Annotated in this window: 16 protein-coding genes; 7 read left to right on the forward strand and 9 right to left on the reverse strand. The window is 65.0% G+C overall.

Annotation, left to right across the window (positions count from 1 at the left end; all coding sequences use genetic code 11):
* The first annotated feature begins 146 nt into the window (after nt 1-146).
* Nucleotides 147-1,010, forward strand: a complete 864-nt coding sequence (locus tag AAF481_04950) for a DUF3800 domain-containing protein (GenBank protein MEM7480498.1) — start codon at nt 147-149, stop codon at nt 1,008-1,010.
* Nucleotides 1,011-1,109: 99 nt separating this feature from the next.
* On the opposite strand, the gene AAF481_04955 is transcribed toward AAF481_04950, so the two are convergent.
* Nucleotides 1,110-2,771 carry a M20/M25/M40 family metallo-hydrolase gene (locus AAF481_04955; protein MEM7480499.1) on the reverse strand — a complete coding sequence of 554 codons (1,662 nt, stop codon included), beginning with the start codon at nt 2,769-2,771 and terminating at the stop codon, nt 1,110-1,112.
* 85 nt (nt 2,772-2,856) lie between these two features.
* On the opposite strand from AAF481_04955, the gene AAF481_04960 reads away from it, so the two are divergent.
* The 3 genes from AAF481_04960 to AAF481_04970 all read left to right on the forward strand — a co-directional run bounded on the left by AAF481_04960 (nt 2,857) and on the right by AAF481_04970 (nt 5,686).
* The gene (locus tag AAF481_04960; GenBank protein MEM7480500.1) at nt 2,857-4,068 is read left to right on the forward strand and encodes a hypothetical protein; all 1,212 of its coding nucleotides are present in this window, start codon (nt 2,857-2,859) and stop codon (nt 4,066-4,068) included.
* Between the two features lie 68 nt (nt 4,069-4,136).
* Nucleotides 4,137-5,012, forward strand: a complete 876-nt coding sequence (locus AAF481_04965; GenBank protein ID MEM7480501.1) for a neutral zinc metallopeptidase — start codon at nt 4,137-4,139, stop codon at nt 5,010-5,012.
* 353 nt (nt 5,013-5,365) lie between these two features.
* Nucleotides 5,366-5,686 (forward strand): hypothetical protein, encoded by a 321-nt coding sequence (locus AAF481_04970; GenBank protein ID MEM7480502.1) that lies wholly within the window; start codon nt 5,366-5,368, stop codon nt 5,684-5,686.
* Here the strand turns inward: AAF481_04970 and AAF481_04975 are convergent.
* Together AAF481_04975 and AAF481_04980 are read right to left on the reverse strand one after the other, a co-directional pair.
* Complete coding sequence (locus AAF481_04975; protein MEM7480503.1) at nt 5,683-8,946, reverse strand: FG-GAP-like repeat-containing protein; 3,264 nt, start codon at nt 8,944-8,946, stop codon at nt 5,683-5,685. The two genes, AAF481_04970 and AAF481_04975, sit on opposite strands and share 4 nt — an antisense overlap.
* Nucleotides 8,943-9,374 carry an HIT family protein gene (locus AAF481_04980; GenBank protein ID MEM7480504.1) on the reverse strand — a complete coding sequence of 144 codons (432 nt, stop codon included), beginning with the start codon at nt 9,372-9,374 and terminating at the stop codon, nt 8,943-8,945. The genes AAF481_04975 and AAF481_04980 overlap by 4 nt, the downstream gene beginning before the upstream one ends.
* Nucleotides 9,375-9,449: 75 nt before the next feature.
* On the opposite strand from AAF481_04980, the gene AAF481_04985 reads away from it, so the two are divergent.
* Complete coding sequence (locus AAF481_04985) at nt 9,450-10,808, forward strand: MATE family efflux transporter (GenBank protein ID MEM7480505.1); 1,359 nt, start codon at nt 9,450-9,452, stop codon at nt 10,806-10,808.
* Here the strand turns inward: AAF481_04985 and AAF481_04990 are convergent.
* From AAF481_04990 to AAF481_05005, 4 genes are all read right to left on the reverse strand, one after another.
* Nucleotides 10,798-12,354: a hypothetical protein gene (locus tag AAF481_04990; GenBank protein ID MEM7480506.1), complete on the reverse strand. Its 1,557-nt coding sequence runs from the start codon at nt 12,352-12,354 to the stop codon at nt 10,798-10,800. The genes AAF481_04985 and AAF481_04990 overlap by 11 nt on opposite strands.
* 64 nt (nt 12,355-12,418) lie before the next feature.
* Nucleotides 12,419-13,675, reverse strand: a complete 1,257-nt coding sequence (locus tag AAF481_04995) for a dipeptidase (GenBank protein MEM7480507.1) — start codon at nt 13,673-13,675, stop codon at nt 12,419-12,421.
* 79 nt (nt 13,676-13,754) lie between these two features.
* Entirely contained in the window at nt 13,755-14,579 is an 825-nt protein-coding gene (locus tag AAF481_05000) for a Ku protein (protein ID MEM7480508.1), read from the reverse strand.
* Nucleotides 14,580-14,709: 130 nt separating this feature from the next.
* The gene (locus tag AAF481_05005) at nt 14,710-15,642 is read right to left on the reverse strand and encodes an energy transducer TonB (GenBank protein MEM7480509.1); all 933 of its coding nucleotides are present in this window, start codon (nt 15,640-15,642) and stop codon (nt 14,710-14,712) included.
* A gap of 372 nt (nt 15,643-16,014) precedes the next feature.
* Between AAF481_05005 and AAF481_05010 the strand changes: the two genes are divergently transcribed.
* Nucleotides 16,015-17,253, forward strand: a complete 1,239-nt coding sequence (locus tag AAF481_05010) for a CsgG/HfaB family protein (GenBank protein MEM7480510.1) — start codon at nt 16,015-16,017, stop codon at nt 17,251-17,253.
* 183 nt (nt 17,254-17,436) lie between these two features.
* On the opposite strand, the gene AAF481_05015 is transcribed toward AAF481_05010, so the two are convergent.
* Both AAF481_05015 and AAF481_05020 read right to left on the reverse strand, forming a co-directional pair.
* Nucleotides 17,437-18,327, reverse strand: a complete 891-nt coding sequence (locus AAF481_05015; protein MEM7480511.1) for an energy transducer TonB — start codon at nt 18,325-18,327, stop codon at nt 17,437-17,439.
* A gap of 1,129 nt (nt 18,328-19,456) precedes the next feature.
* Nucleotides 19,457-20,608: a DUF11 domain-containing protein gene (locus AAF481_05020; GenBank protein ID MEM7480512.1), complete on the reverse strand. Its 1,152-nt coding sequence runs from the start codon at nt 20,606-20,608 to the stop codon at nt 19,457-19,459.
* A 214-nt stretch (nt 20,609-20,822) separates the two neighbouring features.
* Between AAF481_05020 and ligD the strand changes: the two genes are divergently transcribed.
* Nucleotides 20,823-23,336, forward strand: coding sequence for a DNA ligase D (ligD, locus tag AAF481_05025; GenBank protein MEM7480513.1), 2,514 nt, complete (start codon nt 20,823-20,825; stop codon nt 23,334-23,336).
* Nucleotides 23,337-23,541: the final 205 nt, after the last annotated feature.

Raw genomic sequence — 23,541 nt, forward strand, 5'->3', positions numbered from 1 at the left:
CGAGCGATAGCCCAAGAGGTTGCCAGCCGACTTTCGAAGAGCTCTGAACGAGCTGTTGCGGTTTGTTAGTTTCAAGCTGAATCGTTGGGTCTCTGTCTACTACGCCACAGTTCGCACTATCTTCGCTGGCGTCCAAGCTCTCATTCATGGCTTCTGAATACATCATTTATGCCGACGAATCAGTCGAGCGAGGCCAGTACTTCTCGAACTTCTACGGCGGAGTGTTGGTGCGGTCCGAGCATCTGGCAGAGGTTCAGAGCACCCTTCTAGATTGCAAGGCAAGACTAAATCTTACGGGCGAGGTCAAATGGTCTAAGGTGTCCGTCGCCTATGAGGCGAAATACGTGGCCTTCGTCGATGAACTATTTCGCCTTGTGGCTGCGGACAGGCTCAAGGTGCGCTTGATGTTTCGGCAAAACTTCCATGCCCCGATTGGTTTGTCGGCGGAGCAGCGAAAGAACGGCTATTTCCTTCTCTACTACCAGTTCTTGAAGCACGCCTTCGGTCTTCAGTACCACTGGCCCACAAGTTCTAGGCGCAGGATTCGTTTTTACCTGGATCGACTGCCTGGGACTAAGGAACAGCGAGCCCGATTCAAGGGATTCATCGCTAGCTTGCAGGCAAATCGCTACTTTCGTCGCGCCAAACTCGATTTGCCGGCGGATCAGATCGCTGAGGTGAGATCTCACGAACACGTCATCCTGCAAGGACTTGATGTTGTCTTGGGTTCGATCCAGTTCCGGTTGAACCGCCTGCATCAGGCTAAGCCTGAGGGAGGAAAGATTCGGGGCGCGAAGACGCGAGCCAAAGAGAGGCTCTACAAGCACATCTTGAAGAGAATCAAGGAAGTTTCCCACCCAAACTTCAATCCGGGAATCACTACTCGACACGAGGGAGATCGAGCCAACCGTTGGAACCACGCCTACCGCCACTGGCTCTTTACGCCGCAAGAATTCGACCTGGACTACTCTCGGACCCGAAAGGGGAGGAAGGAAGATCGGAAGAAATAAGCCCCGCAACCGCTAAGCCCGAGAGCATGGTCCCAGGTAGGAACCTGAGAGTTCGCGGAGTGCAGGGCACATTCTGTATATACCGTTTTCCCTTACCCGTCAAGGTCTGAGCGCCCCATCCCTTCCCCCACTGCGCTTCTTCTTCTCCGGCGGCTTCTGGGGCATGGCTTTCCGCGGCAGTAGCTCTTCGCGCATGGCGGCGTGGTAGAGGAACGACGCCAGCACCACCGATGCCTGCTTCAAGTCCGCTTCGTGCAGATGATCGAAGGTATCCAGCTCGGTATGGTGGGTGCGGCTCCAGTAGTCGAGCCCGTCCTGGATGAACTGGAAGCCCGGTAAGCCTACCGCGTCGAAGGCCAGGTGATCGGTGCCGCCGGTCGAACGGCCGGTGACGGTGGTGGCGCCCAGGTCGGCGAAGGGTTCGAGCCAGGCTTCGAAGATCGGCTTGACCGCCGCGTTGTCCTGGGCGTAGATGCCGCGGATCTTGCCGGCGCCGTTGTCCAGGTTGAAGTAGGCCGAGAATTTGGCGTGGTCCGCCTTCGGCTGGATCGGCCAGGTGGTGTCGCGCAGGAAGCTGGGCAGAGCGAGCTGCTCTTCATCGGTGGGCTCCGGGCGGGTCGCCAGTCTTTTCTTGACGTAGGCGCGGGAGCCGAAGAGGCCCTGCTCTTCGCCGGTCCACAGGGCCACCCGCACGGTGCGGCGGGGCTTGACGTCGAGGGCTCTCAGAATGCGCACCGCCTCCATCACCACCGCCACGCCGGCGGCGTTGTCCGTCGCGCCGGTGCCGGCGTGCCAGGAGTCGAGGTGGGCGCCGGCGAGCACCACCTGGTCGGCGAGGTCGCTGCCGGGAATCTCCGCGTAGGTGTTGAAGGATTCGTCGACCCCTTCGAGGAACTTCGCCTCGATGTCGATCTCCAGCTCCAGTTCGGTGCCTTCCTCCATCAGGCGCAGAATGCGGTGGTAGTGCTCCGCCGCCATGACCAGCGAGGGTATGCCCCGGTTGCGGTCCGAGGCGCCGCGGGAGCCGCCGCCCATCACCCGCACGATGCCGTGGTTGCGGCTGGACAGCTCGACCGTCGCCACCACGCCCTCGTCGAGGAGCCGCTTTCTCAGCTCCTCGCCGGCCTCCCAGCGTTTGCGAGCCCGCTCCCGCCAGTTGCCGCCGCGGCGACGGCCCTCCAGGTCATAGCAGGCCAACTCATCGAGCTGCTCTCCCGTGTAGCGGCGGAAGGGACCGCCCTCCGGCTCCTCCGGCGCTCGCGCCTCGTCGAGGAACAGGATGACGCCTGCGAGTTTTCCTTCGTGGTCTTCCAGATCCTTCGCCGATTCGACTTTCAGGCGCATCGCCTTGCCCCGCACCGTGCCGTCGGTGCCCGGCGTCCAGGCCTCGGGAATCGCGGACACGGGCACCACGAAGGGGCTGACGATGCGCACCTCCGAACGCTCGAATTCCCAGCCTTCGCCGAACCACGGGAAGCCCACGATCTCCGCCCGTTCGAGGCCCGCGTCCTCCAGCCATTGGCGGGTCCACTCGTTGGCTTCCTCCAGGGCCGGCGTACCGGTCAGCCGCGGCCCGATGACGTCCGTCAGGTGGGCGGCAATATCCATCACCTGCGAGCGCTTGAGGCCCTCGTCGCGGATGCTGGACACCGTCTCCAAATCCACCGGTTCGTGCCCTCCGTGGGCGAGAAGGGCTGGGCCGGCGAGGCCGAAAGCCGCGAGGGTGACCGCCGCGAGGGCGAAGGTCCGAGTGCGCTGCATGGTGAGGTCTCCTTGGATTCGGTGGCCGCGAGCATATCTCGTGACCGGCGCCGCTCTTTGATACGCAGGCGGGTAGGATCGGTTCATGGCTGCCCGTCTTCGCTTCCGTTCTTCGGCCCGTGCTCTCCCCCGATGGCTGGTGTTCACGGTCCTTTTGGCGGTCCTCTCACCGGTTCACGGTTGCCGGTGGGGTGGAGGCGACGGCAAACCGGAGCCTGCGCCCCCCAGCCCTTCCTCTTCTCGTTTTCCCGATCCGGGAGTGCGCCTCTTCGTGACCGTACCGGGGGGAGTCGTATTGCGTTCGGCGCCGGAAGGAGCGGCGACGGTGGTCGCCGTCCTGCCGCGGGAGGGCGGATCGCTGGAGGTTCTGGACATGGAGGAGCCCTGGCTGCGGGTGCGTTTCGAGGGTCGTGCAGGCTGGCTGCTGGGCGATCCCTCCTGGAAGCGCTTTGAAACCAGCGCTCCGCCCCGCAGGCCCCGCGCGGCGGAGCCGGTGTCGCCGGAGGCGCTGGCCGCGGCGCGCCGCATCATGGGACAAGGAGCTCGCGACGGACGTTGTGGCGCCTACCCGTTGCTGACGGATCTGCCGTCCGGCGGTGGCGCGGATCGCCTGCTGACGGCGTGCGAGGCATTGGCGCGCGAACTCGATGCCGCCTACGAGCGACGCATCGGCCTGCGCCCCCTCGGCGAGCCGGCGGCGACGCTGCTGCTCTTCCGGCGGCGCGGGGACTTTCGCGAATTCAGTCGCAGCGAGGGAGGGCCGCGCCTCGGCTACGGGGCCTATTCGCGACCCGGCCTGGTCGCGATGTTCGCCGATCCGGAGGACCTCGACACCGCCCTGGAGACGCTGGTTCACGAGATCACCCATCGCATTCACGGCCGGGCGCTGGGCCGTGAGCTGCCGCGTTGGCTGTCCGAAGGCCTCGCCGACGCCCTGGGAGACTCCGCCGGCCTGGGCGGCCTCGATCCCTTGCAGGGCTTCCTCGGCGCCGAAGATGAGGCCTCGCGGCTGGTTTCGGCGGTGGCCGACGGGCGTGCCGGTTCCGTGCGGCGGCTCGTCCATCTCACCCCCGCGGAGTTCGATGCCGATGCGGTCTCCTTCGACTACGAGCAGAGCGCTCTGCTGGTGCGCTTCCTGCTCATCGATGGAATGGCCGCGCCGCGCTTCAGGGCCTACCTCGGCGAGATGGCCCGTGGGCGTTCCTGGCAACCGGAAGATCTGCGCGCCGCTCTCGGCTGGAGTTGGCAGGAATGGGACGACGCCTTCAACGCCTGGCTCCGGGCCGGCGGAAAGTAGCAGGCGTCGGGTGTCGGGCGTCGTGGAATAATCGACCCCCATCAAGATCCACCAAGAGGAGAAACAGCATGCGCTGGAGAGGGCAGAGACAGAGCAGGAATGTGGAAGATCGTCGCGGTATGCGGGGCGGTCGCGGAGTCAGCCTCGGCCGCGGCGGTGCCGGCATCGGTTGCGGCGGGTTGGTGATCCTGCTGCTGCTGGCCTACCTCACCGGCACGAATCCCCTGGAGCTGCTCGACGCGACGGGGGGTAGCGGTCAGGTCATTCCGCAGGCCCGAACGGTGGAAACGGGTCCCGCCGGAGGGCCTCCGCAGGACGAACTCGGCCAGTTCGCTTCGACCGTGCTGGCGAGCACCGAAGACACCTGGGTACGGGTGTTCGATCGTATGGGCCGGCGCTACGAGCTGCCCCGCATGGTGTTGTTCTCCGGCTCTGTTGCCTCCGCCTGCGGCTTCGCCTCGTCGGCGGTCGGTCCCTTCTACTGCCCGGCGGACAGCAAGATCTACCTCGATCTCTCCTTTTTCGATCAACTCGCCCGGCGATTCGGCGCCCCCGGCGACTTCGCCCAGGCCTATGTGATCGCCCACGAGGTGGGCCATCACGTGCAGAACCAGCTCGGTATCTCCTCCCGGGTGCGCCAGATGCAGCAGCGGGTGCCGAAGGCCGACGCCAACGCCCTGTCCGTGCGCCTGGAGCTGCAGGCGGACTGTTTGGCCGGGGTGTGGGGCAATTACGCCCGCGACCTGCTCGAGGCCGGCGACATCGAAGAAGGCCTCACCGCCGCCGCCGCCATCGGTGACGACCAGATGCAGCGCCGCGCCGGCGGCTATGTCCGCCCGGAGTCCTGGACCCACGGCTCCTCGGAGCAGCGCGTCCAGTGGCTACGCCAAGGCCTGCGGACCGGCGATCCGTCGAGCTGCGACACCTTTGAAGGACAGCTCTAGCAGGTTGCTGAAGAAGGCCTTCGGCCTATGATTTCAGCTGCCCCGCTAGCCTTCTTTTCCAGGGGTCTGGGGCGCCCGCACGCGGTCCGCCCCTCACCTGAAAACACCAGTGTTTTCAGGCTCACCCCTTCCTCGGCACCTTCGGCGCCGCCTCGCCTTCCAGGCTCGGAGCAGGGTGCTGATGAGTCTCTCAGCACCCTGCTAGGGCGAAGGACCGTTGTAGAGGGAGTTCGCGGGACCTGGGAGGTTCCTCGGTTCGGGAGCTCTGAGGATTCGCCGAGTCAATTCACTCATGACATGCTATGATTTAAATATCTGCATTAAGCCTTCTCATCTTCCTTTGGAGAAAGAGCATGACCAAGAAGACTCATCCGCTCGCGTGGATCACCCTGTTTGCATTGGCCCTTTTCGTGAGCGGTCCGGTGGCCGTCGACAGTAGCGCTTCGAGCTGCACCGGCACTTTGTACACCTACTACGAAACGTCGGCTTGCCAGGTGATCGTAGGCAGCAAGGTGAGCTGCCCAGGATTTCCGGACGAATGGGACGAGGATCCTGACGGAAACCGTAATCAGACTCCCTACTTCACTACTCAGACGGTGACTTGTCCTTGTAGTGGTGGCGGCGGAGGGGGTGGTGGCGGTGGCGATACCGACGATTCGGACGACTGGGGTTAGTCGGACCTCCCATCCGTGAAGTGATCCGCTGCCACCCAGCGAGTGTTGTACTCGAGCCGCCACGGCCCGTCGAGGTTCGCCTCGGCGGGCAGCGGCTCGACCCGGTCGCCGTCCAAGACGTTGTGGTCGGAGTCCTTGTCCCACCCCACCGAATAGAAGAAGAAGGTTCGCTCCTGCCCCTCCGCCGGCGACGGGAAGGCGGCCGTGTCGAAGCGGAGGGTGACGGCGTCGCCGGCGTTCAAGATCGCCATCTGCCCGTCGCGCTCGGTGAGGAGCTCCACCACTTCGCCGTAGCGGGTCACCCAGCCCTGGGGTGTGCCGCGCCAGGGCGGTTTTTCGGCGACCTGCCGCCAGTCGGGGGTGGTCGGGTGGTTTGCGGCTCGGGAGCGCAGGTCCGAGAAACCGCGGCCGTAGAGATGGGCCGTCTCCGGCTCCGCGCCGTGGCTCGTCACCGCGCCATCGAAGCGCTCGAAGAGGGCGGCGCGGTCCCAGCGGATCTCCAGGGTGGTGGACAGGCGCAGGCGCTCGCTGCCGGCGGGCAGCTGGCCGGCAAGGTCCACCAGCAGGGTCTTGGTCTTGCCGGCGGGCACGCCCACCACCACGTCGACCGGCTGCCAGCGGCCGTTCACCTCCGCTTCGAGGTGCGGTGCGACGGCGTGGACCTCGGAGTTCTGGGAGATGGCGATATTGGTGCTGGCGTCGCCGTACTGCAGCCAACCGGTGAGGGCGAGCACCCACCGTCGGTCGGTCTCGATCTCGCCGAAGTCCAGGACCGTCGACTGCTCGAAGACCAGGCCGCGGTAGGGCGGCGGCCGGAGCACGCCGGGATCCATGAAGTCACCATCCAACTCGGCGAGAACGGCGGTGCGGTCCGTGCCGTCCGCGGCGGTCGCCTGTCGCAGCGGACGCCGGCCAGAGAGGGCCCACACCTCGGACTTCGGGAACGGCGGCGGCATGAGTTTGTCGGTGGGGTGGACCTCGACTCCCGGCGGGTGGTCGATCGCCTCTAGCCGGGCATAGTCGAAGTAGAACAGCTCCCGGAACTCGCTGGTGGCGGCCAGCTCATAGGCACCTGCCCTGGGGGTGAGGCTGCCGATCCAGACGTACTCGTCCGGATCCGCCGGCAGCACCTTGCCGCGCTCGTAGGACAGGCCAAGGGGGCTATTGCCGAGGAGGTCCGTGATGAAACGGTAGCCGGCTCCTTCTTCCGACTCGTCCCAGGCGTAGAGGAACGGACACGAGCCGGTGGCGACGTTCTTCTCGTCGATGATGAAGGGCGAGTCGGCCACCGCCACGTCCACTTGGTTGTCCACCACGCCGTTGGTCCACAGGGTCTGCACGCTGTCCAGGCGCTCGGCGTCGCCGACGCCCAATTCCACCACCGGACCGGACACCTCTCGCACGACTCGCAGGTCACCGGCGCGCACTTCGATGTGGGTGCCGATGCCGCCGGGGTTGGTCTTGGTGCCGATCAAGCGCAGCTTGATCTGTCGGCCGAGATCTGCGCTCTCGTTGGACAGGGCGCGCAGGCCGTTCATGCCGCTGGCGAGGAGGTCCGAGTCGCCGTCGCCATCGAGGTCGGCGGCGATGAGGTCGCTGGGGTGGGTGAGGCCAACGGCCAGCGCTTCGCCGCCCGGCCAGGGGGACCAGCCGGCCTCGCCGCCGTTGCGCCACAGGCGGAGAGAGCCGTCTTCGGTCACCGTCGCCAGGTCGAGCCAGCCGTCGTTGTCGGCGTCGATGGCGGCGGCCGCTTGGGTGGTGCCGAGGCCCAAGTTGGCGCGCTCGGTGGCCTCGACGAGGGTGGCGGAATCGACGCTGAGCAGCAGGGCGTCCGGACGAGTGTCGTTGTCGAAGTCGTCGATCAGGATCCGCCGTGCCGGGGGCCAGAATCCCGGCGGGTCCGGGCGTTCGGCAAAGGAGCCGGCGCGCTGGTTGTCGTACACCGCCGTGCCCTCTGAAGGGTGCGCGACGATCAGATCCACCGCCACGTCACCGTTCAGGTCCACCGCCGCTACGGCCGCCTGCGGTTCCGTCTTCGGCAGGCCGACGGCGTCGGTCATGTCCGTGAAGGTGAGGTCGCCGCCGTTCTGGAAGAGGCGCTGTCCTCGCTCGCCGGCGGCGAGGAGCAGGTCGAGGTCGCCGTCGTGGTCGAAGTCGACCCAGGCGGCGCTCTCCACTTCCAGTCCGGCGAGGCCGGAGTCCCCGGTGACATCTTCGAAAGCGTTGGCTCCGGTGGCGAGGAGCAGGCGAGGACCGGCCGCCGTCAGGAGCAGTACATCGTTGTGCGCATGAACCTTCGGGTCGTAGGGCTCGTCCTCGGGCACCGCATCGTGGAAGTTGCCGACCACCAACTCGAAGGCGGGAATTGCGGAGGGGAGTTCCGCCCGGCGATATGCCGCGCCCTCCGGTTGCCAGAGATCGAGCCCACCGTCGTCGTCCACCGTCAGGAGAGAGGCTCGCCCTTCAGCGTTGACTTCGACGATGGCGGCGGAGCGAATCTCGGAAGCCCTGTCTCCGAGGTCCGGAAACCACTCGCCGGTGCGGTCGGTGAAGGCGAGGACCGGCGCCTCCGTCGATGCGGACTCTTGCGCTGGTGCGGCCTCCGGCCGGGTGTAGCTGGAGATCTCCAGCGCTTCCGCCGAGCGCGCCTCTTCGCCCTGCAGCTCGCGCAGGCGCAGAAACTCCCGCTGCCGCGCCATCGCCTCTTCCCGGTCGCCGTTCTGGCGGGCGTAGGTGGCGAGCTTGAAGTGGGCGCTGGCATGGAGCGGGTCGATGCGCACCGCCTCGCGAAGCTGCCCCACCGCTTCGTCGTGGCGCTCCAAGGCCTGGTAGACGTTGGCGAGCTGGAAGCGGAGGGGCGCCTGCTCCGGGTCGATGCGCACCGCTTCTTCGAGCCGCGGCAGGGCTTCCTCGAAACGCGTTTCGCGTACCAGGGTGATGCCCGTGAGATAGGCCGTAGCGGCGGAGTCCGGATCGAGTTTCTCGGCTTCCTGGAGGGTGACGAGGGCGACGTCGTGCTGCCGCGCGAGAAGTTCCGCCCGCGCCCGGTTGCGCAGCGCCGGAGCCGAGCGCGGTGCTTCTGCCACGGCGCGGCCGAAGGCTTCCAAAGCCTTCGTCGAATCCTTGTTCTCGAGGTATGCCTTGCCTTCGTTCATCGCCTGCACAAAGGCCGAGGTCGGCGGTACCGGGGTATTCGGTCCGCAGGCCGCGAGCAGCATGAGCGGCAGGGCCGCGACCCATCGCAGGCGAAGGGGGATCACGCCGACTCCAGGGCAGAACGGATCTTCCCCACCAGCTCGCGGGCGCGGGCCGGATCCAGCTCGCCGGCCTGCCAACCCACGCCGAGGCCGCGCCTTCCGATCTTCGGAATGATGTGGAAGTGGACATGGAAAACCGCCTGGTGGGCCTCGGCGCCGTTGTTCTGCAAAACGTTGTAGGCGGTGGCGCCGGTGGCCGCCATCACCGCTCGGCAGAGGCGGGGAAGCACCCTTCCGATCGCCGCCGCGGCTTCGTCCGACAGCTCGTGCAGATGCGCTTTGCGCTCCTTGGGGATGACCAGCGTGTGGCCATCGGAGAGGGGGCCAATGTCCAGAAAGGCGTAGACTTGATCGTCCTCGTAGACGCCGTGGGAGGGGATCTCGCGGGAGAGGATTTTGTCGAAGATCGTGGGCTCGTGGGCGGTTTCCATGAGGCGAATTGTAACGTAGCATCGCGGTCGCGCCGGACGTCTCCGACGCCTCTATCCATCGGCTCACCGCCCGTCATGAACGCGACCCGCCATCCTGCACCCACCAACGCCTCCGGCGAGCTGCGGGCCTTGCTTCGGCTGGCGACGCCGCTGGTCGGGGGGCAGCTCGCCCTGATGGGCCTGAACTTCACCGACACGGTGATGGCCGGCCGGGTCGACGCCGTCGCCCTGGGAGCGGTGGCGATCGGCAATAGCGTGTGGTCGGCGGTGAACCTGTTCGTGATGGGCGTGATGATGGCGGTGCCGCCGTCCATCGCTCAGCTCGACGGCGCCGAGCGGCGCGAGGAGGTGGCGCCCCTCGCCCGCCAGGCGCTGTGGATTGCCCTCGTTTTGACGGCGGTGGCGGTGCTCGCCCTCACCCAGATGCGGCCGCTGTTGGAGGCGGTGGGGGTCCAGGAGGACTTGATTCCCACGGTGGTCGCCTACCTGCGCGCCATGGCCTGGGGAGTGCCCGCTTGGGGGGTGTATCTAACCCTGCGTTTCGTCAGTGAGGGTTTGGGGGCGACGCGGCCGACGCTTTACTTCGGTCTCGTCGGCCTGGCGGTGAACATCCCGGCGAATTTCGCCCTGATGTTCGGCAAGTGGGGGCTGCCGGCCCTCGGCGCCGAGGGTTGCGGCTACGCCACGGCGCTGGTGTGGTGGGTGCAGGCGGCCGCCATCACCGTTTACATCGTGCGTCATCGCCGCTACGGCGATCTTGGGCTTTTCGAGCGCTTCGACCTGCCAAACCCGCGGGCCGCCTGGGACCTGTTGCGGGTGGGGCTGCCGATCGGGGTGTCGATCTTCCTGGAGGCGAGCCTGTTCGCCACCGTTGCTCTGCTGATGGGTTCGATGGGCACCGTCACCGTGGCCGGCCATCAGGTGGCGCTCAACTTCGTCGCTATCACTTTCATGGTACCGGTGGGAATCTCGATGGCGATTGCCGTGCGGGTCGGCAACGCCGTGGGACGCGGTAGCGCTGCCGCCGTGCGGCGGGCCGCCTGGGTGGGTGTTGTCACGGTGATGGCGGTGCAGGTGGTTTCGGCGAGCTTGATGCTCGCACTGCCGGAACCCATCGCGCGGGTCTACACGGCGGACGAAGGAGTCATCGCCATCGCCGTTCAGCTTCTTTTCCTGGGGGCGATCTTTCAGCTATCGGACGGTCTCCAGGTGAGTGCCTCGGGCGCCCTGCGTGGCCTCAAGGATACCCGCGTGCCGATGCTTCTGACCCTGGTCGCCTACTGGCTGCTGGCCCTTCCCCTCGGCCACCTGCTCGCCTTTCGCTGGCAGGTGGGAGCCGAGGGGATGTGGATCGGCCTGATCGCCGGTCTGAGCCTCGCCGCCCTGCTGCTGTCCGTAAGGCTTCGCCGGGTGTTGCCGGCCGCTACGGACTGAAATAGACCGTCAGCCGGGCGCGGCGTTCGCGATCCGGCGAAGTATTCCGGAACACTCCCCACAGCAGCGTGCCGTTGGCCGTTTTTTCGATCGTCGGATGGTCGGACCAGCGGCTGTCGCCGAGGGAACACTCCTGGCCGGCGAGGCAGCTATCGGTGCCCAGGGCGTCGGCCACCTCGTAGAGATAGCCGGTGTAGCGTGCCCCCTTGGGCAAAACCGCCGCCACCACCAGGCAACTTCCGCCGGTCACCAGCGGCATGATCTCGCGCTCCACCGTCGTTGCAAGTCCATCGCCGGCGGCGGTGCGCAACGATTCGCTGCCGCTCCCCACCAGCGCGCCGGCGAACGAAGGTGCCGTCGCCAGATGTTCCGCGACCCTCGTCATGCGCTCGGCGAGATCGTCCGGGCAGGTGCCCGCACCGGGTCCCGCCGGCAGTTCCATCGAGAAGGCGGCTTCGCCGGCCTTGCATTCGCCGCAGGTGCCGTTGCCGGCCGAGCGCAACACCGTGGAGGTGCGGATGCGCGGTGCCATGGCGGCGACCGACGGCGGTGGAGCGGGCGCTTCCGGCGCTGGCTCGGAGATCTCGGGCTTTGGTGCGGCCGGCTGAGGTGCGGCCGGCTGAGGTGCGGCCGGCTCCGGTGCCTCCGGCGCGGCCTCCTCCTGTGGGGCCGGCTGAGCTGCGGTCGGCTGAGGTTGGGCCGGCTGAATCGGCTCCGGCTGAGGTGCGGCCGGCTGAGGTGTGGCCGGCTGAGGTGTGGCCGGCTGAGGTGTGGCCGGCTGAGGTGTGCTCGCCTCCGGTGGCGCCGGTTCGGTTTCTTGTGGCGGCTCGGGAGCCGGTGCTGATTCCGGCAACCCCTCCTCACTTGGAGGCGGTTCCTCCGCCGACGGTTCCGGCTCGGGTCGGTCGGCCGGCTGGGGTGTTTCATCAGGCTTCCGGGGTTGCGGTGCCGGGAGTTCTTCCATCGGCGGCTCCGGCGCTGGTGGTTCTTGTTCCGGCGGTTGGGAAGGGACTGCCGGCTTCGCCGGCGCGGGGGCCGGCTGCGGTACCGGCGGGGCCGGCTCCGGGGTCGGCTGCGCGAACTCCGGGTCGCGCGGGATGTCCGCTGCCTTGGCGTTGAAGGTGGCGACCCGCAGCGGGGCGCCGGTGGCGTCGCGGATTGGACCGCTCACGATCGCCGCCTTGCCTCCCCTCACGACCCGCACGACCAGCAGGTAGGAGGAGTACCCTTCCCGCCGGATGTCGATCCGCCAGCGGCCTTCGGCGAGGCCGCCGTAGGCCACCCGGCCGTCTTGCCCGGTGAGGCGAATGGGCGGACCGGAGATCGGTTCGATCTCGGCGAAGCGGATTTCGACTTCCGCCCCTTCGAGAAGCTGTTTCTTGCGGGTTTTGACCTCCACGCCGAGGGTGGCGCCGCCGGACCACGGCTCGCCGGTGCCGGAGCGCATGGCGGGCGGTTGGGCCGTCAGGGGGGCCGTTGCCGGACCCATCGAAGTCAGAACCAGGGTGAGGGCCATCGCAAGCTGCACGCCGCGTCGCCGAATCATGATGCGCCTCCTGAGAGTGATTTGCCCTGCGACTCTACCCTACGCGGCTCACCGCGCCGACGGATCAGGCGGCGGCGCGATTTGCCGATCCGGCGGCCGCAGCGACCGCTTCGACCTGCCGCCAGACGCGCATCAAATTGCCGCTGAGGATCTTCTTCACATCGTCTTCGGAGTAGCCCTTCTTGAGCAGCTCGTAGATCAAGTTGGGGTACATCGACACGTCCTTGAGGCCCGTGGGCAGAGAGTCGCCGACGCCGTCGAAGTCCGACCCCAGGCCGACGTGATCGATACCCACCAAGTCCACCACATGGTCGATATGCGCCACCACGTCGCTGATGTCCGCAAAGACCGGTGGGTTCTCTTGGCGGTAGTGCTCCATGTACTCCTGGAGTTCCGGGTCGCCCCGTTGGAGCTGATTCTCTTCGGCATAGGTGCGTAGGGCGGCCCACAGGGCCTGGCCCTTCTCCCGCGCCTCGGCATCGAGGAACGCCGAGCCGAAGTTGATATGGATCACACCGCCTTTCTCGGCTAGTAGGCGGATCATGTCGTCGTCCATATTGCGCTCGAAGTCCGGTGTGTAGCGGCGGGCCGAAGAGTGGGAAGCGATCACCGGCGCCGTCGACAGCTCCATCACCTGGTAGAAGGCGTCGTCCGAGACGTGCGAGACGTCGATCATGATGCCGAGGCGGTTCATCTCGGCGACCACCTCGCGGCCGAAGGGCGACAGGCCATTCCACTGGCGCTCCTCGGAGTAGGACGAGTCGCAGATCTGGTTGTTCTCCGAATGGGTCAGGGTGATGTAGCGGATCCCCCGGTCGAAGAAGTGGCGCAGGTTGGCGAGGTCGTCCTCCACCGGCGCGCCGTTTTCCATGCCCATCGGCAGGGCGATCTTGCCTTCGGCGGCGATCGCTTCGACCTCCGCCGACGTCTTGGCGACGGCAAACTTGTCCGGCCAGCTCTCTTCGAAGCCCTCGACCATGTCGATCAGCTCGTCGGCGAACTCCTTGGCGCCGCCTTCGGCCTGGTAGGAGGCCGGCACATAGATCGACATGAACGGTGCGTCGAGGCCGCCCTGCTTGGCGCGGGGGTAGTCGAAGTCGCCGCCCTCGGTACGCTGGGAGATGTCTTCTACCCCGTTCGCCATGCGATAGGGCACGTCGATGTGGGTGTCGACGATCAGCATCTCCAGCGCCAAGCGGTCGGCCTGGGTGCGCAAGTCTTCCGTTTGGCGGTCCGGTTCCACCACCACCTCGCCGGCGCAGGCGGCGATCGAGAGGACGGCGAGAACGAAGATTGATCGGGCGATCGTGCGGTAGTTCATGGGTCTATCCTCCTGGCGCGTCAGTGTATCCCGCGCTCGGTCGCTCGGTGAGCCAACCTTCCCGTGCGCCGGGAGGGTTTCAGGAGCCGGTGGCTTTTTTCTTGGCGGGCGCTTCCTCGGCGGCAGCGTCTTGCTCGTCGCCGAGGCTGGCCTTGAGGGCGGCCATCAGGTCGATGATCTGGGCCTTCGGCGCCTCCTCCGGGGTGGCAACGATTTCCTCACCCTCGATCTTTCGGTCGATCAGGGCGCGGGTTTTTTCGTGAACCTCGTCGCGGTAGGCCGACGGGTCGAATTTCTCAGAGGTCGTCTGGTCGATCAACATCAAGGCCAACTTGCGTTCCGCTTCAGTCAACTCGGCGGCACCGATGGGCACCTCCGAAAACGCCTTGATCTCCGCCGGATAGCGGAGCTGCTGCATGATCAGGCCCTGTTCGAAGGGCCGGAGGAGCACCAGGTAGTCCTTGCCGCGGGCGGCGTAGCGGCCGAGGGCGACGCGGCCGGTTTCGACCATCGCCTGGGAGAGGAGCTGGTAGGGCTTTTCGCCGCCCTTGTCCGGTCCCAGGTAGTAGGACTTTTCGAAATAGATCGGATCCACCTGGTCGATCGGTACGAATTCGACGATCTCGACGGCGTTGGTGGCCGGGGGATTGAGGGCCTTCAGTTCCTCGGGGGTGAACAGAACGTACTGCCCTTTGGCGAACTCGTAGCCCTTGGTGATCTCGTCCTTCTCGACCAGCCGATCGTCCGTTGGGCAGAAGTAGCGGTAGCGCAGGCGAGTTCCGCACTCTTTGTGGACGGAATTGAAAGTGATCGAGTCCGACGTGTCGCCGGTGGTGTACAGCTTGATCGGAATGGCCACCAGGCCGAAGGAGATGGTGCCGGAACCCATCGCTCGCGCGGTCATAGGAAGGCGATGGTAGCACGCGGACCGCCGCTAACCCACCGGCAACACAGGCATTACCCCGATTCTGAAACTTGTCGTCGCGCAAAGCGGCGACCAGTCGCCGGGATGAGTGACGACCGGCTCTCTGCCATCAAGGCAGATTGTCGAGGTCGCTGAGGCTCATGTTGATGGTCACGTTGTAGTGCGCTTCCACCGGCTGGCCGTCTTGCTTGGCGGGCTCGAACCTCCAGCCCTTGACCGCCTGGATCGCCGACTTGTTGAGGCCGTGGGGCAGGCCTCGTAGGACCTTCACGTTGCCGACGTTGCCCCGCTCGTCGATGACGGCCTGGAGGATGATCGCGCCTTCGACCCTGTTCTTGCGGGCGGCCCGGGTGTACTGAGGAAAGCTCCAGGGGTCGAGGCGACGAGGTGGAGTGACCTCGTCGGAAGGGTCGTAGATGTGCCCTTCGGCACGATGCTCAGAAGCCCTCTCCTTCGGTCTTGCGGCGGGCTCGACCGCCCCGGCCGTGGGCCAGTCCGAGTCGCCCAGGCGTCGGAGCTTCATCTCGAAGAAGCGAAACGGCTCCTGCCCTTCGACGATGCGCTCTCCCACTTCTTGCCAGGTGCCGGCATGAATCGTCGCCGTGTAGCGGATGGTCGCCGGGCCGGCGGGAATCTCCCAGGTGAAACCGTCGTCCGTCGGGGTGAGGGGGAAGTCACCTTGGCGCCCCTGGGCATAAGAGCGCATCTGGTAGGCCCCTTCCGCCGGATCGAAGGAGATGATGCCGAGGGCATTGAACACAACCTCACCGTTGTCGCCGTACCCACGGCCTTCCACCATCTTGACGGCGCCGTCCAGGAAGGGGCCGACGCGCTCCGTTTGGGTGAGGTTCGATCTGGAGCCGTCGGGCAAGAGGAGCCAGGCGCTACCCTCCCAGACGCCGTCCATGGAGGCGAGGACGGTCATCGCCGCGCGCTGGTCGGCGAGCAACTTCTCGCTGTCCGGCGCACTCTGGGCGAGAGTGGGATTGGGAAGAGCGAAAACCAGGACGATGAGAAGGGCCAATCGGATGCGTCGAGCCATGTGGTGTCCTCCTGTCGTGTCGGTGGCGGTGCGATGAACGATTGTACCCGGGCGGTGGGTGTATTTCGTGCTCCTCGGGTCGACATGCGGGCGTAAGAGGATGGCGGACCTCAATGGACCTCGAAATCCCCAATGCAGATTGTCAATATTTACATGATCCTTGACGGAGGGCTTTGCCGCTCTCCCTTGAGGGAGCCATAGCTACTTCACTGAATCTACTTGAGAGCATCGTTTCCAGTATGGAGCCAAGTACGCCTGGCTACTGCTTTGGGTGACGCTTGCTTGCAGTGGGCGCTTGGGTGCGACTCTCGACCCGGATGCGCCTCGCTGGCTGAGTGGAGAATGTAACCGACTCTAAGAACGGAGATCAACATGAACGATTTCAGATTCATAGCCTTAGGAGTGGTAGTCCTCGGACTTGCTTCGATGACTCTTTTGGGGTGCCAGACGGCTTCGCCGATTGAGAAGGACGAAGTGCGTATTGTGGCAGTTGCTCCGTCGAAACTTGTTGAGATTCCAATCGTCGTCACGCCGAAGGAGGGTAAGACAATCGAGCCTGGGAAATCGATTGTAATTGCTGATATCGAAGGTCCTTGTTCGAAAGAGGTGAAGACTGCGCTGATGCGCAGGTTGACAGACAACTCTGATTTTGACGTTCTGACGAGAGACAACTTGCGCCAAATTATTGACGAGACTTCAATGAAGTGGAATGGTGCGTTCAATACAGAGACGGGGGCGAAAATAGGTGAGCTGATGGCGGCCTCTCTCTTTATTGTTGGGGAAGTTCACTACTGTGGTGCGGCATTGGAATCGCACGGATCGACGGCGGATGAAGCGACCTACAGTATTATGGGTACATTTCAGATTATCGACTTGGAGACTCGCAAAGTCCTCGCTTCGAGTTCCAGTGAAGGTGCATATACGCCGCGGCACCAGGTAAAGCCTGACATCTCACAGGCTGTTGTAATGAAGAAGAGCCGGAAGTCGATCAGAGGCGAGGGAGGGGTTGTAGTTGTTGCTCCGTCGGGAGAAACCTCTGGGTTTTCCGCAGGTGCGAGTATCTCCTCTTCAACAGTGGAGAAAGTCGAAGGGGGAGTTGAAGAGGGCGCTGGTGACGAGACTGAGGTGAGGAGTTCTTCCGGTGAAAAGTGGGTGCAGGTCCTGAAGCCTGAGACATACAACAAGATTATGGTGGCCGATGATTTAGCGAACGGCTTTGCGGACAAGTTCTTCGCTCGTTCGACCTGGGAAAAAGTGGAGATGTGGAGAAGTGACTTGGGACGATACGGGGATAGCCTTCGCCAGGTCCGACTAGGACAGTGTCCGCTTGCAGTTGAGACACTGGAGTCGATGCATCCTATTAGGCTATATACTTTTCATGAAATTGAGTTCGCAGAGTATTTACACAATCTGGGCGTGGCCTTGCTCTGCGCCAATCGTGCGGAAGAGGCGGCAGAGAAACTAAGATCTTCCTACCGGGTCGGCCGTAGCGCGTCTACTCTGAAGATGCTCGGTCTGGCTAACAAGATTCGAGAGTGGTCGCTGTATGTAGAAGTCGATACGCAACCAGAGTTGGATATTCTGGTGACCCGGGGACCCTCTCCACTCTAGGCCGTACTCCTTCGCTTGTGGGCGGAGTGCTCGGCGATGCCCAGGACGACCAGGGTGGGGAGGGCAGATGGTGGCCCTGCCCACCCTGACAAGCAGCGCCCGCAAGGACCACCACAAAGTCCCTGTCGCACAGCGACGACCCGTCGCCTGAAGGGGGCGCTTCGCGATCGCGGACGTCCTACATCACCATGGGGCGGAGTCCTCTGATTTCAGCGTGAAATTAACGGTAAGGTTGTAGTAGACGGCGACCGGTTCGCCGTGGCGCGTTGCCGGCGAAAATCGCCACTGGCGAATAGCGGTTTTGGCGGCTTCGTCCAACCCGTGGGGCAGCCCCTTGAGCACTTCCAGCTCTTCCACCAAGCCCTCGTCGTCGATCAGCGCTCGCAGCAGGACAATTCCCGTGATTCGGTGCTTGCGAGCATCGGCGGTGTAGCGGGGTGGAACGCGCTCGACAATTCGCGGCGGCAGGAGGTCTGGATCGCCTTGCCAGACTCGAGCAGGCTCGTTCTCCGGAGCGGATTGCTTGCCCCCTTGGGGCCTCAAGACCAGGAAAAGGTAGGGGGCTTCCGGGCCGTCGATGGCGCCGACCACCGCCTGTTGGCCCCCGGGCACGGTGACGTGGGTATCGGCGATGTTCGCGTTGCCATCGAAGATTTGGACGCGGTATGCCGAGGTCGATGGGTCGGCACCCATCAGCGTCACCGTCGTGGAGATGCTGGCCGTTGCGGTCGCCCCTGGAAGCAGTTCCGTTTGTCCGACCTGCAAGGTGCGGCTCAGGGTGACAAGAGTCTCGACTCGCTGCAGTCGAAGTGTCTTGGCGAGGCTTTCGCCAGTGGCGAGGAGGGCGACACTCCGCTCATTTTCGTCCTGCCAATTGGCCTCGCTGCGGAGGGCCGAGTCAAGCGAATCGAGAGGGATGACCGTTCCCGGCACGACCAGTACCCCTTCCGTCCCCTCGGGCTCCGAGGTCGGAAAGCCCGCTAGTAGCGCAAAGTCCGTGATGACGACTTCGTTGCTGGCCGAGATGGGAAGAGTGAAGGCGAGTAGCAGCAGCGCGATGAGAGCTTGTTTCACGATGGGTCTCCTGTGGCCGGCGTTTGTGTGCCGGAGGTTGGTGGTGCCGGGATTGGTGATGTCGGATCTGGCAGTGTCAGGTAGAGGGGCGTTCCGTCCTCGAGGGTGAGAAGCAGAAGGCTGGATTGCGCTGATTCCGCGGAGCGGAGGATCTCGGGCGGTTTTCGGGTCACGGGCTCATCGGTTGTAGGAAGGAAGAGCGTCCACCCCAGGGCGGCCACCACCCCGGCTGCCACCAGCCAATACGCGGGCCGCCGTATGACGCGTTGCCGGCCCGAAAGACGAGCCTCCAGCCGGTATGCCGCCTCCCTTGGGGGAGTTTGCGGCGGTTGTCGCGACCAAGCCTTCAATTCCTCTTCGAAGCGTTCCAGGGGATGTCGATCCTTCATGAGGTCTCCTCTTCGCAGGCGATGCGCCGAGCGGGTACCGGAGCATCGAAGAGACGAATGAGCAGTTGGCGAGCACGGCGCCGGTGGGACCGAACCGAGGCGCTTCGAATGCCGAGAAGGTGGGCAATTTCGCTGTCTCTAAGTCCCTCGACGATGGTTAGATGCATCACGGCTCGTTGGCGAGGAGCCAGATTTCCTAGAAGGCGCTCGATGTCGAGAGCATCGTTGGGTGATTCAGCTTTGCTGGGTTCGGTGATGTCCTCCAGCGAGACGAAGCTGCGAGTCCGCCGCACTCGATTTAAGCAATTGCGGAGCACGATTCGGGTCAACCAGGTTGAAAAGGCATCGGCGCTCTTGAGCGAAGAGAGCTTTTGCCAGGCAAGGATGAGTCCGTCTTGAACGGCATCTTCCGCTTGGGCTTCTCCAACCACCGATCGGGCGAGGCGGGTGAGGCGACACCATTGACCTTCGATCAGTTGGGCAAAGGCTTGCGGGTTGCCTTGCCGGGCTCTCCGAAGAGAATGCGAGATTTCCGTGCCCATACCCAACAAGATGCGCAGAGTCCCTCGAACCGTGCACCGGATCATGGCGGGGCAAGGCGCTTCGTCGCCAGCAGATGTTCCGGGGAGTCCCTTTTAGGTAGGGTGAGAGGGGCGGATTGCAGCAAAAGAAAAGGGCGGACTCCGAAGAATCCGCCCTTCCTCACGCGACACGGTTCTCAGAACCGCTTCGAGCAACTCCTAGCTGCGGCGCATGAACACGATGCCCGCGCCGGCGAGCAGCAGGAGCAGCAGGCCGAGGCCGATCTGGCCGAGGGTCGGGATCTCGAGGACCGAACCCACTCGCACGGTGGCCGAGCTATCGTTGTTGGCGGGCACCGGATCCATCTGATCCGACGAGGCCGAAGCGCTGTTGACGATGTCGCCATTGACGCCCGGATTGATGTCCACGGTGACGTTGCAGACCGCCGTGGCGCCGTTCGCCAAGGCGCCGACATTCCAGGTGAAGGGCGGCACGTCGGAGCCACCGCAATCGTCACTGTTGTAGGTGACCTCCGGCGGCAGCACGTCCGTCACCACCACGTTGGAGGCATCGTCCGGACCGTTGTTGGTGACCGTCAGGGTGTAGACGATCTGGCCGCCCACCTCTTCGCCGGTCTTGGTCAGCTCGATGTCCGAGTCCACGGCGATCGGCGCATTCAAGCAGAAGACGTGATCGGAGGGCACCGAGGCGCCGTTCTGATGGGCCACGTTGTCGTAGGTGGCGGCGTTGATCTCGTCTAGCCACAGGAACAGGCAGGAGTTGCCGTTCGGAGCGTCCACGCCCTCTTGACGCTGAATGGTGACCCAGGCGGCGCCGGTCACATCCGTCGCGGGGATGGTCACGTCCCAGCGGAAGATGGTGGTGAAGGCGAAGGGAACGCCGGTGTCCACGATCGACGTCGGAGTTCCGGTGGTGGTGGCGATCACGGCGCCCGGAGCACCACCCGCATCGGCGCTGAAGACGATGTTGAAGGGGGTATTGGCGGTGTTGTCGGCCGCACAGGCGGCGACGAAGCCGTTGTTGAATTCGAGAGACAGGCCCCAGAAGCGCAGCGCATCGGCGGTGCCGCCGGTGAGAGGCGTGATCACCGCGCCGCTGACGATGCCTTCGGAGGTAACGTTCGGAGTGCCGCCGCCGACGCTCTCCGCGTCGGAGGTACGGGCGGTGTTGAAGTTGGCGACGTCGATCGGCTGTGCGTAGTCGGTCAGGCCGGTGCAGTCACCGGCTCCGCCGCCCGGAGGTCCGACCGGGCCGTCATGGGTGATCTGGGTCGCGTCCTGCGCCCAGGCGCCCATGGCGACCAGCGAAGCCACCAGGGCGAAAAGCAAAATGGTACGAACGTTGTTCATGGTCCTCGGCCCCCCCTTTAGGGTTTTTCGGTCCCCGGACGCGGTGTGCTCACCTTCGCCGGGCCAGTGGTGTTTATTTTGATACACACAGTCTTTGTCTACAGAAGCTTAAATCGTGTCAGGTCGGCGCTGAAAAGTCAACCGTGGCAGGGGTTTGCCGGACCCCTTTCAAGCCCACCGAGGGGCGACCGGTGCAGTAATATTCCAGCGCACCATGCCTCCCCATCGCAATCCGCTCGATGCCTACCGCGCCAAGCGATCGGCCGGCGCCACGCCGGAACCCTTCGGCGGCCCGGAAGATGCCCGACCGGGACTCTTCGTGGTCCAGCAGCACGCCGCGCGCAAGATGCACTACGACCTGCGGCTGGAGATCGGTGGGGTGCTCAAGTCCTGGGCGGTGCCGAAGGGTCCCTCCCTCTCGACGGACGACAAGCGGTTGGCCGTTCAAACGGAGGACCACCCGGCGGGATACGGTGATTTCGAGGGGCTGATTCCGCAAGACAACTATGGTGCCGGCGCGATGATCGTGTGGGACCGCGGTCTGACGGTGCACCACCTCGATCCGCAAGAGGGCCTGGAAAGTGGCAAGCTGCTGTTCGAGCTGCGGGGGTTCAAGCTGCGGGGCCTGTGGACGTTGGTCAAGACCTCGCGGTCGCCCAAAGAGTGGCTGCTGATCAAGAAGCCGGACGCCTGGTCGACCGGTGAAGGGGCCGAAGACCTACCGGCGGAGTCGGTGCTTTCCGGGTTGACCGTCGAGGAACTGCGCGACGGCAGCGACCGCGCCGAGCGCATCCGCGACCAGCTCGACGACATGGGAGCTCTCCGGGGGACCGTAGAACTCGAATCTTTGTCGCCGATGCTGGCGGATCCCCATCGCGATCCGTTCTCCGCGCCGGGCTGGTGGTTCGAACTCAAGTACGACGGCTTTCGGGTGCTCGCCGCCACCCGGCGCGGCGAGGCGCCCCGGTTGCGCTATCGCAGCGGCCGTGACGCCAGCCGCACGTACCCGGAACTCACCCGCGCCCTGGCGGCGCTGCCCTACCGGTCGCTGATCCTCGATGGCGAGGTGGTGATTCTCGACGACGAGGCCCGGCCGAGTTTTCAGCGCCTCCAGCAGCGTGGCCAGATGACCCGCCGGCCGGATGTCGAGCGGGCCGCCGTGCGGGATCCCACCATCTTCTACGCCTTCGATCTTGTGGCCTTCGAGGGCTTCGATTTGCGGAGCCTCGCCCTGCGCCAGCGCAAGGCTCTGCTCAAGGAGGTGCTGCCGGCGGCTGGGCCACTGCGCTTTACGGACCACGTCGAGGAGCAGGGCGAAGCCCTGTGGCAGGCGGTGCGGGCGATGGGCCTGGAGGGTCTGATCGGCAAGCGGGCGGACTCGCATTACCAAAGCCGCCGCTCGCCGGACTGGGTGAAGATCCGGGCAGATCTGGAGGGGGAGTTCGTGGTGGTGGGATTCACCGCACCGAAAGGCTCCCGATCGGGCTTCGGAGCTCTCCACCTGGGAGTTCTCGAAGGCGCCAGCATGGTGTTCGTGGGCAGCGTGGGAACGGGCTTCGATCAACGCACCATCGATCAACTCCACGCCGAGCTGTCAGCCGATCAACGCTCGGATCCGCCGCTCACCGGCGGCGCGATTCCCACCGGCGAGGAGCACACCTGGGTCGAGCCTCGGCGGGTCGCTGCCGTGCGCTACACCGAATTGACGGACTCCGGCCAGCTCCGCCATCCGGTTTTCCTCGGTCTCAAGGGCGACAAGCTGCCGGAGGACTGCTCCCGCGCCCCCACCGGTTCGCGCCTGGAGGAACCGCTGAAGGGCGCAACGGAAGACGACGAGGTCGAAAAGCCGAAGGTCCCGTTCTCTAATCTCGACAAAGTCTTCTGGCCGGCAGAGGGCTACACCAAGGGCGACCTGATCGACTACTACCGGGCCGTGTCGCCCCGCCTGCTGCCCTTCCTGCAGGGCCGGCCGGTGGTGCTCGATCGCTTTCCGGACGGCATCGAAGGCAAGTCGTTCTTTCAGAAGAATGCGCCGGACTTCACGCCGGATTGGGTACGCACGGCGCCCTTGTGGTCTGAGGAAACCGGCCGCGAGACGAGCTTCTTCGCGGCGGACGACGAGACCAGCCTGCTCTACCTGATCAACCTCGGTGCCATCCCGCTCCATATCTGGTCGAGCCGCATGGCAACCCTGCAGTCGCCGGACTGGTGCATCCTCGACTTGGACGCCAAAGACGCCTCCTTCGAGCAGGCCATCGAGGTGGCGCGTTGTATTCATCGGTTGTGTGAAGGCATCGACCTGCCGAGTTACGTCAAGACCAGCGGCGCCACCGGCCTCCACGTTCTGATTCCCCTTGGCCGTCAGGTGACTTTCGAGCAGTCGCGGCAGCTCGCCGAGGTGCTCGCCAAGGTGGTGGCGGAGAAACTGCCGGAGATCGCCAGTGTCGCCCGCCGGCCGGCGGCGCGGCAGGGCAAGATCTATGTCGATTTTCTTCAGAACGGCTACGGCAAGCTACTGGTGGCGCCCTACAGCGCCCGGCCGCAGCCCGGCGCCACCGTTTCCATGCCCCTCGCCTGGGACGAAGTGCGGCCCGGTCTCGACCCGGCCGCTTTCGACCTTCGCACCGCGCCGCCTCGGCTGGCTGCCGAGGACGATCCTTTTGCCCGCTTGATGAACGCCGCGCCGGACCTGATGACCGCTCTCGGCCGCCTAGCCGAGCGCCTCTAGGAGGTCGCTGAAAAGGCCTTCGGCCGATGATTTCAGCTTCACTGCTCGTTTTCTTTTTCGGGGGCTGGGCGCCCGCACGCGGTCCGCCCCTCACCCGAAAATACCAGTGTTTTCGGGCTCAATCCTACGCGGGCCGCCCGTCCTCGGCGCCTCTGGCGCCGCCGAGCCCTGTGGGCTCGGTCGTAGGGTGCTGAACGTCCAATCG

The organism is Acidobacteriota bacterium (genome assembly GCA_039030395.1).
Classification (GTDB): domain Bacteria; phylum Acidobacteriota; class Thermoanaerobaculia; order Multivoradales; family JBCCEF01; genus JBCCEF01.

Coding starts and splice junctions, on each gene's coding strand:
- AAF481_04990 (MEM7480506.1), bottom strand. CDS start 12,354: ATGATTCGGCGACGCGGCGTGCAGCTTGCGATGGCCCTCACCCTGGTT.
- ligD (MEM7480513.1), top strand. CDS start 20,823: ATGCCTCCCCATCGCAATCCGCTCGATGCCTACCGCGCCAAGCGATCG.
- AAF481_04985 (MEM7480505.1), top strand. CDS start 9,450: ATGAACGCGACCCGCCATCCTGCACCCACCAACGCCTCCGGCGAGCTG.
- AAF481_05000 (MEM7480508.1), bottom strand. CDS start 14,579: ATGACCGCGCGAGCGATGGGTTCCGGCACCATCTCCTTCGGCCTGGTG.
- AAF481_04995 (MEM7480507.1), bottom strand. CDS start 13,675: ATGAACTACCGCACGATCGCCCGATCAATCTTCGTTCTCGCCGTCCTC.
- AAF481_04980 (MEM7480504.1), bottom strand. CDS start 9,374: ATGGAAACCGCCCACGAGCCCACGATCTTCGACAAAATCCTCTCCCGC.
- AAF481_04970 (MEM7480502.1), top strand. CDS start 5,366: ATGACCAAGAAGACTCATCCGCTCGCGTGGATCACCCTGTTTGCATTG.
- AAF481_05020 (MEM7480512.1), bottom strand. CDS start 20,608: ATGAACAACGTTCGTACCATTTTGCTTTTCGCCCTGGTGGCTTCGCTG.
- AAF481_04950 (MEM7480498.1), top strand. CDS start 147: ATGGCTTCTGAATACATCATTTATGCCGACGAATCAGTCGAGCGAGGC.
- AAF481_04965 (MEM7480501.1), top strand. CDS start 4,137: ATGCGCTGGAGAGGGCAGAGACAGAGCAGGAATGTGGAAGATCGTCGC.
- AAF481_04955 (MEM7480499.1), bottom strand. CDS start 2,771: ATGCAGCGCACTCGGACCTTCGCCCTCGCGGCGGTCACCCTCGCGGCT.
- AAF481_04960 (MEM7480500.1), top strand. CDS start 2,857: ATGGCTGCCCGTCTTCGCTTCCGTTCTTCGGCCCGTGCTCTCCCCCGA.
- AAF481_05010 (MEM7480510.1), top strand. CDS start 16,015: ATGAACGATTTCAGATTCATAGCCTTAGGAGTGGTAGTCCTCGGACTT.
- AAF481_05005 (MEM7480509.1), bottom strand. CDS start 15,642: ATGGCTCGACGCATCCGATTGGCCCTTCTCATCGTCCTGGTTTTCGCT.